We start from the raw sequence: 15892 nt of genomic DNA, 5'->3' as shown, positions 1-15892 counted from the left end.
TCTTTTAAAATGTTGATAAGAAAAGCTACTTAAGCAACAACTTAAGCAGCTTCAAGGAATTATCGATTTACTGATTCTAGTACTTCAAATAAGTCTTTGCCGTAAAACTCTTTACTTAGCTCACGTAAAGCATCTGTTTCTTTGATTTCTGCAATTGCTTTATCGTACGCGTCTGCAAATTCCTGCTGTTTTTTATTGAATAACGGCCATGTTTTAATAACCGCAAACTCGTTGTATACGACTTCATCTTTTAGGTGGTAATATGGTCCGCCTTCTGTTAATACTTGCCCTGTGAATGCTCCTTCGATTTGAACGCCCCCATCAACGCGGCCTTCGTTTACCCATTGAACAACATCCACAGTGAACTCTTCACCTGCTTGTAATTTCACTTGGTTGTCAGGGTTTGCTTCATTGTATTCCGCGATGACTGTGTATTGGGCATTGTTTGCTGCGATAGGTGCCAGCGTATAGCCCGCTGAAGCAAAGTCACTTAGATTTTTAATGTTTTCGTTTTCTTTTTTCAGTACTAATCCTGCACTACTTAATCCTAAAAACTCTTGCGGGAAAATGTATTTCTGTGTACGTTCTTCTGTCCAGAATGCATTTTTTACACCTGCATGATATTTCCCTTGCTCGACACCGATTAGTAAATCATCGTTCGTAGTACCAACGAATTCAAATTCATAATCCGGTAATGCTTCGTCGACAAGTTTCATTACTTCTACGTCATATCCTGTCGCATTGCCGTTTTCATCTAAAAATGTCATTGGCTTTCCCGCTTGGTCGTACGCTACTTTAACAACTGTTACGCCATCTTTACTCGAAGATGATGTACTAGCTGAGCTTGAGTCCGGGTCATTGCCGCACGCTGCTAAAATTGTTGCAGCTGCAACACTTAAAGATGCCAGTTTAATAAATTTATTGATTTTCATATGTTTACCTCTTTCGTTTTTAAATTATTTTCAATCGCGGTTTCTGCTAAGCGTTTAATCGTAATATCATCCATCGGCGGGTTGTGCAGGCCTGCTCGCACATCACGGTAATATCGCTGTAGTGGGTTAGAGCGTTGTAAACTTTTCGCCCCTACTAGTCGCATCGCCTTATCGACAACTTCAATGGCGGTATTTGTCACGACATGTTTTGCGATATTCACTTCATTGATGATGGCAGCCTTTTTCGCCGGATCATTATAAAGTCGAGCCACTCCGTAAATGGTAAAACGGGCTTTCGTCAATGCTAAATCCATTTCTCCGATCAGCATCTGGACATTCGGCAATTGGGCAATTGTCCCTTGAATACTGTTCGGTGAGTGACTGTTGGCAAAATCAACTGCGTAATCGCGCGCTGCCTGTGCAATTCCTAAATAAGTGGCAGGGATTAACAGCAGCCAGCCATTTAGCTTAAAACCTGTAGAATAACTAGGAATTTCAACTAAATTAGAAACATCTACCCGGACATTTTCCAGAACTAAATCATCGCTTCCTGTACCGCGCATCGATGCAACATCCCACGTGTTTTCAACCGATACACCAGCAGCTGTTTTTGGTACTAAGAAGAATCCCAAATGATCGTCTTCTTCCACCCATGCCGATACTAAAAAGTAGTCTAAATCCGGTGCACCACTCGTGTAATTTTTGCGACCGCTTATAATGTATGAATCGCCATCTCGCTTTGCTGTCGTTCCTGGTCGCCCGCCTCGTACTGGACTCCCCATCGCAAATTCGCTTACTGCACGATTGACTGTGGCACCTTTGGCAATTTGTACACCGAACCACTCCAGCTTCTGTTGATCCCAATAGCGATTTTCAAAAATTTCACCGACGTTTTGCAACGTCCACGATGCAGCTAAACCAGTACTGCCGCAGTAGCTCGATAATGTCTCGTGTAATAACACTGCATCGTATACAGTAAAGCCGTCACCACCATAATTTTTCGGCAACGTTATTTTCGTGTAACCTATATCTCGTAGCTTCTTAAAATTTTTAAACGGGAAGACTGCTTCTTCATCTGTTTGCTGTGCATGTTGTTTCACACTATCTGCTATCGTTTCGAGCTTTTTCAACCATTGTCTTTGCTCGTCTGTTTGAATAAATAATTCTTTGCTCATGAAAAGCACCACCTTCATGTTTATCCCAATACATAGTTACTCTATTGGAATTAATATTACTTTCTGAATATTAAGAAGTCAATAGGCATTACCAAGTTTTTATATAGGAATTAGGCGTGGTGACATACTTGTGTATCTTTCTGGTCTATTCCGAAGTAATTAAGGGGTTTCTCCTTGAAAAAAATTATATGGGGTCAGGTTTCTAATATATTTGTAAAAGTTCTAATATAATTTTATTGTTCTAATAAAGTTGCGTTTTTCTAATATATACTTCATTTGTTCTAAAATAGGTTGTACTTGTTCTAAAATAGCCTCCTGTTTTCTAATATCCAAGCGGCTTATGAGGTTAGTATAAAAAATGGACACGTCTTAAGAGACACTTTAAGATTAAGATAACTAAAAAAGGACGTGGAACCCATGAAAGAAAAACAAACTCGAAAGCGATTAGACGCACAAACAAAAGAATACATTTTAAAGTCTGTTTTAGAAGATGGCGCAAAAGTTTCGGATCTGGCATTTAAGTTTGAAATTGGGTCTTCAACTATTCACAAATGGATTAAAGATTATCGCGAATCGAAAAATCAGGATGTCACGCGTTACTTTACTTCTAGCGAAGTAGATAAGTTGCAGGCAGCGTTTGATAAGAAGTTACGTGATTTGGAAGAAGAGAATGAAATTCTAAAAAAGGCTATGCACATCTTCGCGAAAAACCCCGAGTGATTTATGCATTCATTGAAAAGCATAAAAATAACTTTGGCATTGCGATGATGTGTAAAGTATTGATGGTTTCAAAAAGCGGTTATTATGACTGGCGTAAAAAACAGATACAGCCCCTATCGGAAAAAGAAGTACGCGATACAGAAATTGCCCATCAGATTCATCAATCGTATACGAGGAGTTTTGGTACATACGGTAGCCCTCGGATTGCGCAAGACTTAGCGAGTATAGGTTATGTCTGTTCGCAAAAGAAGATTGCGAATATGATGCGAAACCTTGGGTTAAGTGCCATAATCCCGAAGACTGTTCAACGAACAACGGATTCCAATCACCATCAATTTATTTATCCGAATCTAGTCAAACGTCAATTTCAAGTTAAAGAGAAAAATAAAGTATGGGTCGCAGATATAACTTATATTCGAACACTGGAGGGGTGGGTGTATCTTGCGTCAATCATGGATTTATATTCTCGTAAAATCGTCGGCTGGGCCATCGCAGATCATATGGAAGAAACATTAGTAGATCAAGCCTTGAAGCATGCTTTAGCAGTTCGAAAACCCGAAAAGGGATTAGTTCACCATTCAGATCGAGGCGCACAATATTGTGCCGCAAGCTATACAAGAACTTTAAAAGAATATGGGATTAAAATTAGCATGAGTCGTAAAGGAGATCCCTATGACAATGCGTGTATTGAATCCTTCCACGCCACAATCAAAAAAGAATGGATCTATCGACACCGTTTCGAATCCAAAAAAGAAGCAAGAAAGAGCGTGGAGTCATATATCGTAAACTTTTACAATGAACGACGACGCCATTCAACAATCGGTTATTTATCACCAAACCAATTTGAAAGAAATCAACAGGAGTCTGTTTGTCAAAATGCCTCTTAAAGTTCTCTTACAGGGTTTTCATCCCTCTATGCCCAGGTCTGGGGATGGAGGGATGAAAAGCAGAGCAACCGAAGGGCGGTAGCAAAAAAGTCTCTTAACGCTTGTCCGAAATATTGACGGAAGACCACTTATTCTTATATCCACCAGCATTGTTCTAATAAAAATTAATCGTACTTCTTTCCACTGCCCAACTTGAACAAAAAGCGCAAACTCTTCATAGACATACAACACAATGGGTTTAACCACAAAAAAGACACCCCATTTTCAATTAGAAAATAGAATGTCTTTTGAATTATGAATTACATTTTTTCAGGTGCGCTTACGCCGATTAGTTTCAGTGCATTCGCTAATGTAGTTTTTACTGCTGTAATTAATGCTAAACGAGCTTCTGTCAGCTCTTTGTTATCTTGGTTCAATACTTTTTCTGCATTGTAGAAACTATGGAATGCAGCTGCCAAGTCTTGAATATAGTTTGCGATACGGTGTGGGGTGCGGTGTTTTGCTGCATCTGCCACGATTTGCGGGAATGCGCCGACTTTTTTCAGCACTTCTTCTTCTTTTTCTGCTACTAGCAAGTTCAGGTTTTCCAGTGATGCTTCGAAACCTTGCTCGTTTGCTGCACGTAAAATTGATGAAATACGCGCATGTGCATACTGTGCATAATAAACCGGGTTTTCGTTCGATTGAGATACCGCTAAGTCTAAATCGAAGTCCATATGTGAATCCCCTGCTGTTTTAACGAAGAAATAACGTACAGCATCCAAGCCTACTTCTTCCACTAATTCACGCATCGTTACAGCATTACCTGTACGTTTACTCATCTTGAATTTCTCGCCGTTTTTATATAGCTGAACCATTTGGATAATATCTACTTCCAATGTACCGCGGTCATAGCCAAGTGCTTCGATCGCCGCTTTCATACGTGGAATATAGCCGTGGTGGTCAGCACCCCAAATATTGATCAGCTTATCAAAGCCGCGACGTAATTTATCTTCATGGTAAGCAATATCCGGTGTTAAATATGTGTATGAACCATCGTTTTTAATTAATACGCGGTCTTTGTCGTCACCGAATGTTGTTGAACGGAACCAAGTCGCGCCTTCTTCATCAAATACATGGCCGTTTGCTTTTAGTTTGTCTAATGCTACATCGATTTTACCGTTTTCATATAAAGATGTTTCTGAATACCAAACATCAAATTCAACACGGAAGTTTTTAAGGTCATTTTGCAGTTTCGCCAATTCCAGTTTCAAGCCATGCTCACGGAAAAATTTAAAGCGTTCTTCATCAGACTTGTCCAAAATCGTTGCACCGAATTCTTCAGCAAGCTTACCGGCAATTCCGATAATATCAGGACCGTGGTATCCGTCTTCCGGCATTTCTGCATCCATTCCTAATGCTTGCTTATAACGTGCTTCTAAAGAATACGCTAAGTTATTAATTTGGTTACCGGCATCGTTAATATAATATTCACGTGATACGTCAAAACCGGCAAAATCCAATACATTACATAATGAATCCCCTACAGAAGCACCGCGCGCATGGCCTAAATGCAAGTCGCCAGTCGGGTTAGCTGAAACGAACTCGACCTGTACTTTTTCTCCTGCGCCTGCAGTTGAACGACCATAGTTTTCGCCTTGTTCAAATGCTGCTGTAACAACACTCGCCAAGAAGTCTTTACGAACTGTAATATTCATGAAACCTGGTCCTGCAATTTCAACCTTCTCGATATCCGTGCCTTCAGTCTTTAAATGCTCTAAAATCGCTTCTGCAATTGCACGTGGCGGCTTTTTCGCCAGTTTAGTTAATTGCATTGCGATATTTGTTGCAAAGTCCCCGTTTGCTTTATCCTTTGGTGTTTCTAAATGGATGTTGATTTTCGTGCCCACTTCTACTAGGCCTGCTTGATCGATTGCTGCTTTTAATGCCGCTTTAATCGATTGCTGTAATTGTTCTACTGCATTCATAGTTATACCTCCGTAAATTCAATGTCTAATTTGTAATGGCCAACTGAATTGCCACCTATGATAAGGTCATATTGTGTTTTAAATTGCCCTGACACTTTTTCGCTTTGTACTACTTCAATGGCTAACTGATGTGTATTGGTAACAAGAGGTAATGAGCCGAACGGACTGTCATAATGACCATTCTCGCGTAAGTCCGGATTTAAAGGCAAACGCATGTTCACACCGCCTTTTCGCATAATAAACGAATTCGCTTCATTGAGTTTGATCGTCGTTTGAATTTGTAGATCCTCCTGAACTTCCTCATAGCGCAAATAATGACTGTTCCCTTTTACTACACAACTGCCTTCAAGCCACATTTCATATTGTTCAAGCTCGCCCTCGGTTGGAATGATTGAGGAAACTAGTTTGATTTTGACTGTTTTCCCGCTCTCGTTCGCCATAGCAGTCAGCTCCTATACATATATTTCTATAACCTTTTTATTATAGGATAAGTAACTATCTTTAAGCAACAACGAACTTAACTTTGCACTTACTCCTTCAATCAACTTGATTTGAACGATTTTTATTTAATTCCACTATTTTAATAGTAATTTCGTTCAGAACTGTAATGATTAAAGTATAAAGGAGCTTATTATGTTAATCGAAATATTATCTTACTTCTGTATATTATTTACGTTTACACTTTTAATTTATTTGCAGTCTGGTTTTCTACAGGTAATCTCGTTATTAAACAACTTGCCCAACACTTGATGGAATATGCCAATAAAAATGTTGCTTATGTTGGCCGATTGGGCGGTGAGGAGTTTCTTCTCGTTTTAAAGGATGTGCCTCCTGCTGTTGCAATTGTAGAGGCCAATAATCTAATTAATATGATTGCCCAACAGCCGTTCGAAGTATCCAAAGATTTATCTTTTCATATTTCCGTTACGGTAGGAATTAGTTCCTATCCAGATAATGGGCAAACATCTTTGGAGCTTCTTGAAAATTTAGTTATAGCAAAACAGCAGGCAAAAACAAAACTATCTTCTTATTTCCATATAAATAATTTAAAATAACGGGTAGTGATATATTACCAAGGTGGGTGATGCCATGTTTCTTGAGCTGACAATCAACTTTTCGATTCTGTTTTGCTTTACGATTTTAATTTTCTGGCCTTTCATTCAATATGAAGATAGTCCTTTCATCCATAAATATAAGTCTATCATCGTCGGTGTGACATTCGGATGTGCCGCCTTTATATTGACTGCATTGGCTACTCCGTATGCTCACGGCATGCTAATAAACAATCGGATTATTTTTGTGCTATTCAGTGGTTTGCTTGGGGGACCTGTTTCAATTTTCATTACAGGTTTTATGATTGTAATTAGTCGGTATGTTTTATTGTACACATCAGTATTGTCCTTCATTATCATGCTGAATACGTTAGTAGTGACCGTCGTTGCATGCTATTTCGCATTAAAACGTCCCATTACGTTTCAAAATTTACCGATCTATTTTTTCGTCATAACAATCGAACACATTATCATCCTACTTATTTATGACCGATTTGAAATAAATAATCTGTTCTATTTAATACTTTTCTTTGTTGTTTCGACCTTCACTTTTTATGCGGTCCGAAAAATATTAATGCAGCTTGACGATAAAAATAAACAAATTAAACAAATCTATGCGCTAAAGAAAACGGATTTGCTTACACAACTGCCTAATAATATCGCGATTGAACAGAAGTTATTGTCTTATGTGAATGCAAAAATACATTTTGAACTGCTTCATATCGATATTCGCCAGTTTCGCGAATTGAATTATATGTATCACTATAAAGCCGGCGATGAAATACTCGTACAAATCTCTCAACTAATAAAAGACCAGCTTCCGGAAAATGCGCTCATCGGACGAATTGATAGTGATGAGTTTTATGTTGTGCTGCCACAAATGGCACCTGCAGAAGCGATTACTTTAGCCTATTCAATTAATAAAACTGTACAGCAGCATACTTTTGAAAACTATCCATCCTGTAAACTGACTCTTGCGATTGGAATCTGCTCATTTCCGCAAAATGGACAAATTGTTAAAGAGCTTTACCGCTTTTCAAATAAAGCCTTATTGAAAGCAAAACATCAGGCAAATGTTCCGATCTGCCACTATAATCAAATTAAACAGCGATATTAAAAAGGTGTGTGAAAAGTCGAAGTAACTTTTCACACACCTTTTTTCTTATTTACCCATTCATTTCCACTTTATAAAATTTATGATCTCAATCGCCACAAGAATCCTTTATAACCGTGATTTCCCGTTTATATAACAATTACATATCTTTACTGTTACATTCCACTATTCACACTAATAAAGGGTATATAATAGCAGCATATTTTTTTTAGAGGTGTTATTGATGAACAAAAAACGGATAACGTGGGTGGATATTACGAAGGGATTCTTAATGATCCTTGTCGTTATCGGGCATTATCCAGGAGAGCTTGAATTTCCACTCGCGAAATATATTTATTGGTTTCATATGCCGGCATTTTTTATATTAAGCGGTTTGTTTTTTAAACAGGTTTTAGATAAAAAGGATATAAAGCTGACAATTTATAAGCGTTTCATGCAATTAATCTTTCCTTACCTATTTTTCCTTGCCAGTATTACACTAGTCCGTTATGGAATGGAGATTTTTTCAGGCAATTGGGATTTAGAATGGTATCTTAAAGATTTATGGACACTTGCGATAGGTGGACGTTTTATTCGCGGAGCATATGGTGTTTTCTGGTTTGTAACAACTTTATTCTTCACATATTTATTATTCATGTGGTTGACAACCTACTTCAATCGGGTGAAACAGTTTATAATTCTAGGACTCTTTTATATTATCGCACATTTTGAGAGCATTTTCGCTATGAGAGTCATCAGCGGCAAGCCTTCCGAAGCAGCGCAATCGATTCCAATGATTTGGAACATCGATGTTGCGATGATGGCAATCGTCTATTTTGCAATCGGGTATTATTTTAAAGAATTTTGGATGGACATTTCAAAACAATGGATGGGTACGGCCTTGTTTCTGAGTGCGACGGCATTGTTACTTGACAGGTTCAATATCATCGATTATCGACTGAGTATGAAGTTTTTACGGTATGACCATTTGATATTGGATTTGGTCATTCCTATATCATTTACAATCGTACTAGTAGGATTCTTCCAGTTGCTTGCAGCAAAACTGTCGCTCAACTGGTTGCAGAAAATAGAAAATCACTCGCTTACCATTATGTATTTGCATATATTTGCAGATATTATTTTAAATGATTATTTCACGTACGGACTTATTGGTTACACAACGATTGGGATATTCATTCCTATTATTGTTTCAATTTTAATAAAAAAATGGCTACCAAACGGGACAATTCTACTTGGCGGGTTTTCAATCAAGAAAGCAAAGACACCTATTCCGACGTGAAAAAAAGCTGGACCTCATCTTGAGGTTCAGCTTTTTTATATAAGTAATTTATTGTGAACGAAGCATATCTACCCAAACTTTGTACCCTTTCCCATTTAAATGAAGCCCATCAACTGTGAATTGCTTATCGAGTTGCCCGTTTTTATCGATAAAGCTTGAATGGAGATCGATATACTCAATTCCTTTATCATCCGCAATCTGTTGCAAAATAACATTAAACCGCTTCACTTTGTCATTTGTCACTTCATTTCCCAATAACCAGTTATTCACAGGTAATACTGATTGAATAGCGAGCCTTGTATCTTTTCCTTCGAACGAATCCACGATTTTCTCGACGTTACTTTTAAATACTTCGGTTTCTGTTCCATAACGGATATCATTGACACCGATCATTAAATACGCCTCTTTCGGATTTCGGTCCACTACTTCCTGTATACGGTTTAAAACACCTTCTGTCCAATCATTTCGGATTCCTCGATTCAGCACAACTTCATCGGGAAAGTATTCTTGAAATTCTCCGTAATCGGAAATACTGTCACCAATGAACACTTTATCTATACTACTAATTGTCGACTGTTCAAAGACGCTTTTTTTCGTAAAGTAATAGGCGGAATCCTTCTTGGAAGAAGGTGTTGACTGCATTTTTGTTTTAATAAATTCAAATCCGCCGATATTTTTCACCACATAACTTCCTGTTCCTAACAACAGTACATTTATTAGTAATGAAATAATTAATATAAAATAACCCTTTTCCAACATAAACACTCCTATTTCTAACTTGGCTCTGTAATGCTACTCACGCTGTGGAGCCGAACAAAATGCAAAGTTCACTCCGTACTGTTGCAACGCCCTATTTCCACGTTTCCTCCAGACCGATTTTACTGGCAGTTGAACCCCGAATTAATGCAATGCTCTATGTATAATTTGGGGTTTTATCAAAGCGATATACGCTTCGTTATTAAGGAATGCCTCGAAATACGAAATTAACCGATCACTTGTTATGGCAGCAGCATACCGTTCTTTACCCTATTAAAATTGAACTGTAACATGGCATATGCTCAAGCATTTGCTAAATAACTTTTGTATTAATTCGGCTCTGTATCCTCTCACATGGAATGCAATTGCTTTTTATCAAACCTTTTTTATTTCTCCCCAGTTAACGATGCATGCTACCTCCGAAATTCAATATAAAAAAGGTACTCCGTCGAGTACCTTTAAATTAACATTAGCGGTTAGCCCCGCATTGTTTTACTATAATTTACGTTTATAAATCTCTGCTATTTCACCCAGCCTAAATTGGGGTGCTTGCATTAAGGGAATTAAAATGTCTAGAAATGTTGTTATATCAGCGTTTATTGGATATTAAAGTTTTTCCGACTTTGCATTAGATTGCATGTAATTACTTTCAAGTGGGGCAATATTGGGGCAACGTTGGGGCTAACTGATGTAATAAATTCTACGCTTGGTAGGCATGTTTATACGGATGAATCTGGATTGCAGCTAATACGCTTCAATCTTTTTTTATGGCCAAAATAAAAAAGCTCACCCAAGTTGAGCAAGCTCTTTTTACATGTTAAAATAATAAACGAATTATCTTTCTTTAGTCGATGTTGGCGCATCGGCTTTTTTTATTTTCTCTAACCACTATATCGAAAGCTTTACTAGAGGTTTTATTTAACTCACCAACGGATTCCATCATTTCATTTTTTAACGGAAGGAAAGCCATATCAATCAATCGTACAGTGCGTTCAATTTCTCCAATAGATAGAAATGCAAGACCACTATCCTGGTCCCAGCCGTTATGTTTAATTTCATCAATTCGCGTCATTAATTGCGCAATCGCATCTTGTATTGTATTTAATTGAATCATTTGTGCGTTTAACTGGTATGAACTATTATCGATGTCTTGTATTAATTTTTCAATTTGCTTCATTTTTCATTCCTCATTTCGCTTTTTTCTTCCATTTAAAATCCTGTTCTTATACATATTCAGTATACAAATGAATGTATCAACTTCATCCGGCTCCAACATAAAACTTTTATACTTTAAATCGTTCTCTCCATCTTCAACATCATAAACCTGGACCCATACTGAATCTTCATAATCAGCTGTAACATCGACAATTACGGTGCCGTTATAGATCAACTTTGTTCTTAAATCTGGTTCACTAAAACTCATACTGTTACTTCCTCCTTTTTTTTATAAAATCACCGTATAAACAAACATGACTACTGCTATACCGAATGCGAGTGAGCCGTAAAAATATGGCCGTACTTCCTCATCCTCTTCGTCACCTTCCACAAAGAAAAAATCATCTACTGAATGAGCTGCTTTCTTTATTTGTTGTGTAAGTAAGTGCATATATCCTTTTTGTAAGTCACGGGCAACCTTCTTCGCTTCAACATTAGAAATTTGCTTCATACTGCTTTTCCTCCTGGTAGCTTGAAACCGGATTCCTTCTCAAAAAACTCGACTATATCCTTTCGCTTTTCATCATCCTGTTTCGACAACATTTCCACAAATTCCATTAACAGTACGACTACATCAATATCAATTTTTTTCTCTGCCATTTCAATTCCTCCAGTATTGTTTTTAGTTTGTCTAAATACGGTTTATTTCTTGTCCATTCACCGTTAACCTTTGATGGTTGTTCGCAAAACTAAAGTATTTATTTAACTTTCTAAACATATAATAAACTTATCTAAATTATTTGTCAACAATTATAAATAAAAAGTTTAGATTTCTAAACATCGGTGTTATAATAAAGAAAAAGAAAGGCAGGATGTAACTAATGACTTTTGAATACAAGCCATTATTTAAAACAATGATTGATAAAGAAGTAACTCGCGAGGACTTAAAGAAGGAACTGCAATTATCTTCTGCTACAATGGCAAAATTAACTAAAGGTGAATATGTTTCAATGGCTGTATTAGATAAATTGTGCAGTTATTTAAATTGCGAAATTGAGGATATTATCCAACACAATAAAAATGAAGAATAAAAATAACGCTCCCAGCTGCATTTACACAGTTAGGAGCGTTTTAAATTTATTCCTTCTCTTTAAATTCTACTATTAAATCCATTTCAAAAAAATCTGCAATCTTCTGTAATTCGCGTACCTTAAAATCATCTCGCTTTAATCTGTAGGACAAGTTTTGTGGCGTCATTTCCAGGCTTTCCGCAAGATCCGCATGTGTTGCCCCTTTTTTCAACAATAGAATTTTGATCGTTTCCGTAAATTTCATAAAACCACCCTTTCAAAATTTGTATGAATAAATTCAAATAAACATTAATACGATAAAGTAAATTATTCATTGATGAACATTTTTCTTTACTACTTCATATACTGTATAAACAAATTAAATAAAATTTGCCCATACTACTTTTTTTATGCTCACTCGTATGCTCACATGCCTACCAGTTTAAATACCTCGCGAGGATTTAAGTGGGTATTCGGAAAATTAGTTATATCAATGAGAAAGACCGATTTACAAATGCTCACTAAGTGCAACTCTTACTATGTAAGAGAACCGTGGCGCTTACAACTTTTATGAAAGGATGGGAAAGTGATATTTGAATTGTTAACAACTGGGTTGATGGGTGGAATTGCAATGACTGCTTTTTCAAAACAGAAGGGATTGACAAACGATAGCGGTAAAATTCAAAGGATTATGTCGTTAAGCGGATTAAATGTAAAAGATGGAAAAGACACGTTGACAACGCAATTAGTGAAGAAAAAACAACATGAATGGGGATGGGAATATAAATACCGTATTCCGTTAGGGCGTTCATTCCACGATTATGAAACGAAAAGGAAAGTATTTGAGGATGGGTTAAACAACAGAAAGCAGCGTATTAAATTCAACGATTTACGCCAGTTAGATATAAACAATGGAATCATTCCACAGCTTCATTCATTGTGGAAGTCTAAATTGACCGAGCAAAAGGAAATTGAATTGGCTTATGATGGCATGTTAATTGTGCGCGTATATGACAAACCGCTAAAAAAAGATGTGCCATTTGTAAAAGGTGAAGGATGGAAAGTTCCGGTGGGTTTAACAAGGGCATTAAATGAGTTCAAATATCATGACTTTGAAAAAATACCTCATTTAGTATTAGGCGGTGCAACTCGTTACGGAAAAAGCAATTTCATCAATTCAATGATCTGCAGCTTGATCCAAAGTGAACCTAAGCATACAAACTTATATTTGATTGACTTAAAAGGTGGCGTTGAATTGTGTGATTATGAAAACATTAAGCAGACGATTTCAATTGCCTACGAGCCAGAAGAAGCCCTTCACACTCTGCAAATGGCATATAAGAAAATGCGCGAAATACAAGGTGAATTAAAACGATTAGGAAAGAAGAATGTACAGCAAGCGAACATTAAAGAGCGCTATTTTGTGGTTATAGATGAAGTAGGTGAATTAAACGCTACTGAAGCTGTTACACGTAGCGAAAAATTATTGAAACAAGAATGCCAAACAATCATGTCACAAATAGCACGATTAGGAGCCGGTTTGGGCTTTCGGTTGGTCGTGGCTACACAATACCCGGTAGGTGATGTTATTCCTCGCCAGGTAAAGCAAAATGCCGATGCAAAGCTATGCTTTAGAGTGCAATCGTCAGTGGCTTCCCGAGTTGTACTGGATGCAGAAGGTGCAGAAGTATTGCCGATGATTAAAGGTCGGGCAATTTATCAAACAGCCGATAAACGAGAAATATTGCAAACACCATTGATTACTTCTGAAATTATCCACGATACTATTCAACCACACATCATTGCGAAAGGGGAACGCATTGAAGAAACAGTTATCATCGAGAGACGAACAGATACTGTTACTATTGAAGAAATTTGATTTCCTTACTCGCGATCAATTATCTAATTACTTCAATTTAGGGAAGAAGCGAAATACAAACCGCATATTAAACAGTCTTTCCCATTATTTATCTTCGATTGCAGATGGCCGGAACGAAACCATTTATTACTTAAATAATTTAGGCCGTGATTATGTAGAATGTTCAAAAGTAAGACGGAAAACCAATCAAGTGCAACATATCGTTATGCGGAATCAATTTTGGTTGTTTTTAAAATGTCCGAGAGACTGGAAAAATGAAGTTAAGATTTCGGATGGCAAAACAACGGTTATTGCCGATAGCATGTATTCAATAAATGGATTTCGCTGTTTTCTTGAAGTGGATCATCTACAAAACATGAAAGAAAATCGTGCAAAAATAGAGCGTTATAAAACCTTGTCAGAAAGCCTTTCAAAGCAGTTTGGTTATTACCCAACATTGGTATGGCTAACGACTACAGAACACCGCAGAAAGCAGTTAGAGAGTGCATGTAATGGGCTGAATTTTAAGGTGTTTACAATAAACGATATTCAATAAGGAGGAAATTAAATGTTCTTCAATAAGAATAAAGCGAAGGTTGTTCCCGCAAGTGAGTTTACGGATTATTCGGAGCGATTTGAGGATTTGGAGAAAATGAGAGCTGAACAAGGTTACGCAACTAAAAAGGATGTTATTTTAACAGCATCAATTCCAGTATTAGGTGCTGCAGGTTATGTAGCATATCAAAAGTTAAACGGTGCGAATGAAGTCGCTACAACAGCAATTAGCGAACCGATAAATGTTTTACAACACGCACCATTCCCGGAGCCTTCCACACTGACTGAGGCATATACACCTTTAGTCGTTAATGCCATTCCACAACAAACAGGATTCATTGCAGATAAATCGCTCGAAACGCTTGCTACAATTTTAGATCCAATGGTTCAAATTATGGTAGCCATTTCATTCCCTATTGCAAGCGTAATTATGATTGGTGCCTGCTTCTTCTTCATGTTCGGTAATAGCGAAAGAGCTTGGAACATGATTATGAATGCCGGGTTGGGCTATGTTTTAATTCAACTTTCACCGCTGTTTTTAGATATTCTAAGAGAAGTTGGCGAAGCTGTTTAATTTATATGTAAAAAATACCATGATAATATGGTAAACTTTGGGTAAATAAACATATTGGAGGAATATATAATGGCAAAAAACAAAGTAATCGCTGGTGATTATGAAGGTAATTTAATTACACAAGCTTTCGGAATTGTTACCATAACAACTGGTTTTTTTAAATCCTTTATTTTAGATAAAACAACTGTTAAAGAGTACGAAATTATAGACGAAGAATCGCGCAAAAGTGCTGTAAGTGCTGTAGGTCGCGCATTTGTAGGTGGTGTAATTCTAGGACCTGTTGGATGGCTTGCTGGGTTATCTGCTAAGAAAAAAGGAACCCATACGCTTGCAATAGAATTTAATGATGGTAAAAAAAGTTTAATTGAAGTTGATGATAAGATTTATAAAGCTTTAGTAGCGAAGTTATTTTAAAAAAAGAGCCCTCCACAACTAATCTGTGGAAGGCTTTTAATATTACGATTCTACGCGATCAAGTAATGCATACATTTGTGCATTCCCTGCTGGAATCAATATTACTTCATCACCCACCTTTAAAGTATCAATAAACTTTATAATCCCAGTGGAAGTATTATTTGTCTGAATATACTCTACTTCTCGTTCATACTTATTATTTGCGCTCGCTGCTACAATTAAATGTGAATCATCTAATATAATAGCTTCATCAATAGCGATACGGATATTAGGTGGCGAAGAAATCACTTTTCCTACAACAAAACCTTCGTAATGGTGTGTTTCCTTCTTAGCTATTGTTTTAAGTGTAGAAGCAAGCTCTACTGCCCATCTTTGCACAATATT

Annotated in this window: 21 protein-coding genes; 10 read left to right on the top strand and 11 right to left on the bottom strand. The window is 37.1% G+C overall.

The features are described from left to right. Nucleotides 1-59 precede the first annotated feature (59 nt). Both AC0VXV_RS03160 and AC0VXV_RS03155 read right to left on the bottom strand, forming a co-directional pair. Nucleotides 60-932 (bottom strand): transporter substrate-binding domain-containing protein, encoded by an 873-nt coding sequence (locus tag AC0VXV_RS03160; RefSeq protein WP_475530310.1) that lies wholly within the window; start codon nt 930-932, stop codon nt 60-62. Continuing rightward, nucleotides 929-2107, bottom strand: a complete 1179-nt coding sequence (locus AC0VXV_RS03155; RefSeq protein WP_475530309.1) for an acyl-CoA dehydrogenase family protein — start codon at nt 2105-2107, stop codon at nt 929-931. The genes AC0VXV_RS03160 and AC0VXV_RS03155 overlap by 4 nt, the downstream gene beginning before the upstream one ends. A gap of 417 nt (nt 2108-2524) precedes the next feature. Between AC0VXV_RS03155 and AC0VXV_RS03150 the strand changes: the two genes are divergently transcribed. Both AC0VXV_RS03150 and AC0VXV_RS03145 read left to right on the top strand, forming a co-directional pair. Beyond that, nucleotides 2525-2827 carry a transposase gene (locus tag AC0VXV_RS03150; RefSeq protein WP_014822792.1) on the top strand — a complete coding sequence of 101 codons (303 nt, stop codon included), beginning with the start codon at nt 2525-2527 and terminating at the stop codon, nt 2825-2827. Next, nucleotides 2824-3714 (top strand): IS3 family transposase, encoded by an 891-nt coding sequence (locus AC0VXV_RS03145; protein ID WP_475530308.1) that lies wholly within the window; start codon nt 2824-2826, stop codon nt 3712-3714. The genes AC0VXV_RS03150 and AC0VXV_RS03145 overlap by 4 nt, the downstream gene beginning before the upstream one ends. Nucleotides 3715-4013: 299 nt before the next feature. Here AC0VXV_RS03145 and argS read toward each other — a convergent pair whose 3' ends face one another. Together argS and AC0VXV_RS03135 are read right to left on the bottom strand one after the other, a co-directional pair. After that, nucleotides 4014-5681, bottom strand: a complete 1668-nt coding sequence (argS, locus tag AC0VXV_RS03140; RefSeq protein ID WP_475530307.1) for an arginine--tRNA ligase — start codon at nt 5679-5681, stop codon at nt 4014-4016. 2 nt (nt 5682-5683) lie between these two features. Continuing rightward, complete coding sequence (locus AC0VXV_RS03135; RefSeq protein ID WP_475530306.1) at nt 5684-6121, bottom strand: YwiB family protein; 438 nt, start codon at nt 6119-6121, stop codon at nt 5684-5686. Nucleotides 6122-6328: 207 nt separating this feature from the next. On the opposite strand from AC0VXV_RS03135, the gene AC0VXV_RS03130 reads away from it, so the two are divergent. The 3 genes from AC0VXV_RS03130 to AC0VXV_RS03120 all read left to right on the top strand — a co-directional run bounded on the left by AC0VXV_RS03130 (nt 6329) and on the right by AC0VXV_RS03120 (nt 9126). Further along, nucleotides 6329-6736, top strand: a complete 408-nt coding sequence (locus tag AC0VXV_RS03130; RefSeq protein ID WP_475531393.1) for a GGDEF domain-containing protein — start codon at nt 6329-6331, stop codon at nt 6734-6736. A gap of 34 nt (nt 6737-6770) precedes the next feature. Beyond that, nucleotides 6771-7850: a GGDEF domain-containing protein gene (locus AC0VXV_RS03125; RefSeq protein ID WP_475530305.1), complete on the top strand. Its 1080-nt coding sequence runs from the start codon at nt 6771-6773 to the stop codon at nt 7848-7850. Nucleotides 7851-8070: 220 nt separating this feature from the next. Continuing rightward, nucleotides 8071-9126, top strand: coding sequence for an acyltransferase family protein (locus AC0VXV_RS03120; protein ID WP_475530304.1), 1056 nt, complete (start codon nt 8071-8073; stop codon nt 9124-9126). Between the two features lie 48 nt (nt 9127-9174). On the opposite strand, the gene AC0VXV_RS03115 is transcribed toward AC0VXV_RS03120, so the two are convergent. From AC0VXV_RS03115 to AC0VXV_RS03095, 5 genes are all read right to left on the bottom strand, one after another. Beyond that, nucleotides 9175-9885 carry a GDSL-type esterase/lipase family protein gene (locus AC0VXV_RS03115; RefSeq protein WP_475530303.1) on the bottom strand — a complete coding sequence of 237 codons (711 nt, stop codon included), beginning with the start codon at nt 9883-9885 and terminating at the stop codon, nt 9175-9177. An 841-nt stretch (nt 9886-10726) separates the two neighbouring features. Beyond that, a complete protein-coding gene (locus AC0VXV_RS03110) occupies nt 10727-11059 on the bottom strand; it encodes a hypothetical protein (protein ID WP_475530302.1) in 333 nt (110 codons plus the stop codon). A gap of 3 nt (nt 11060-11062) precedes the next feature. Continuing rightward, nucleotides 11063-11305, bottom strand: coding sequence for a hypothetical protein (locus AC0VXV_RS03105; protein WP_475530301.1), 243 nt, complete (start codon nt 11303-11305; stop codon nt 11063-11065). Nucleotides 11306-11326: 21 nt separating this feature from the next. After that, nucleotides 11327-11548 (bottom strand): hypothetical protein, encoded by a 222-nt coding sequence (locus tag AC0VXV_RS03100; RefSeq protein ID WP_475530300.1) that lies wholly within the window; start codon nt 11546-11548, stop codon nt 11327-11329. After that, the gene (locus tag AC0VXV_RS03095; RefSeq protein WP_475530299.1) at nt 11545-11697 is read right to left on the bottom strand and encodes a hypothetical protein; all 153 of its coding nucleotides are present in this window, start codon (nt 11695-11697) and stop codon (nt 11545-11547) included. The genes AC0VXV_RS03100 and AC0VXV_RS03095 overlap by 4 nt, the downstream gene beginning before the upstream one ends. Nucleotides 11698-11918: 221 nt before the next feature. Here AC0VXV_RS03095 and AC0VXV_RS03090 point away from each other — a divergent pair, with 221 nt between their 5' ends. Then, complete coding sequence (locus AC0VXV_RS03090) at nt 11919-12128, top strand: helix-turn-helix domain-containing protein (protein WP_475530298.1); 210 nt, start codon at nt 11919-11921, stop codon at nt 12126-12128. 46 nt (nt 12129-12174) lie between these two features. Here AC0VXV_RS03090 and AC0VXV_RS03085 read toward each other — a convergent pair whose 3' ends face one another. After that, entirely contained in the window at nt 12175-12372 is a 198-nt protein-coding gene (locus AC0VXV_RS03085; protein ID WP_475530297.1) for a hypothetical protein, read from the bottom strand. A 321-nt stretch (nt 12373-12693) separates the two neighbouring features. Between AC0VXV_RS03085 and AC0VXV_RS03080 the strand changes: the two genes are divergently transcribed. The 4 genes from AC0VXV_RS03080 (at nt 12694) to AC0VXV_RS03065 (ending at nt 15508) form a co-directional block, all read left to right on the top strand. Further along, nucleotides 12694-13986, top strand: coding sequence for an FtsK/SpoIIIE domain-containing protein (locus AC0VXV_RS03080; RefSeq protein WP_475530296.1), 1293 nt, complete (start codon nt 12694-12696; stop codon nt 13984-13986). Further along, on the top strand, nt 13928-14521 hold the full coding sequence (locus AC0VXV_RS03075) for a replication-relaxation family protein (protein ID WP_475530295.1): 594 nt from the start codon (nt 13928-13930) through the stop codon (nt 14519-14521). Before AC0VXV_RS03080 ends, AC0VXV_RS03075 begins: the two co-directional genes overlap by 59 nt. Nucleotides 14522-14533: 12 nt before the next feature. After that, nucleotides 14534-15094 carry a hypothetical protein gene (locus AC0VXV_RS03070; protein ID WP_475530294.1) on the top strand — a complete coding sequence of 187 codons (561 nt, stop codon included), beginning with the start codon at nt 14534-14536 and terminating at the stop codon, nt 15092-15094. Between the two features lie 69 nt (nt 15095-15163). After that, a complete protein-coding gene (locus tag AC0VXV_RS03065) occupies nt 15164-15508 on the top strand; it encodes a hypothetical protein (RefSeq protein WP_475530293.1) in 345 nt (114 codons plus the stop codon). 42 nt (nt 15509-15550) lie between these two features. Here AC0VXV_RS03065 and AC0VXV_RS03060 read toward each other — a convergent pair whose 3' ends face one another. Next, entirely contained in the window at nt 15551-15886 is a 336-nt protein-coding gene (locus AC0VXV_RS03060; RefSeq protein WP_475530292.1) for a DUF2577 family protein, read from the bottom strand. Between the last annotated feature and the right edge of the window lie 6 nt (nt 15887-15892).

This window comes from Solibacillus sp. iso_87, from assembly GCF_056173085.1.
Note: the sequence above shows the minus strand (reverse complement) of the source record. Positions and strands in the feature narration are given on the sequence as shown.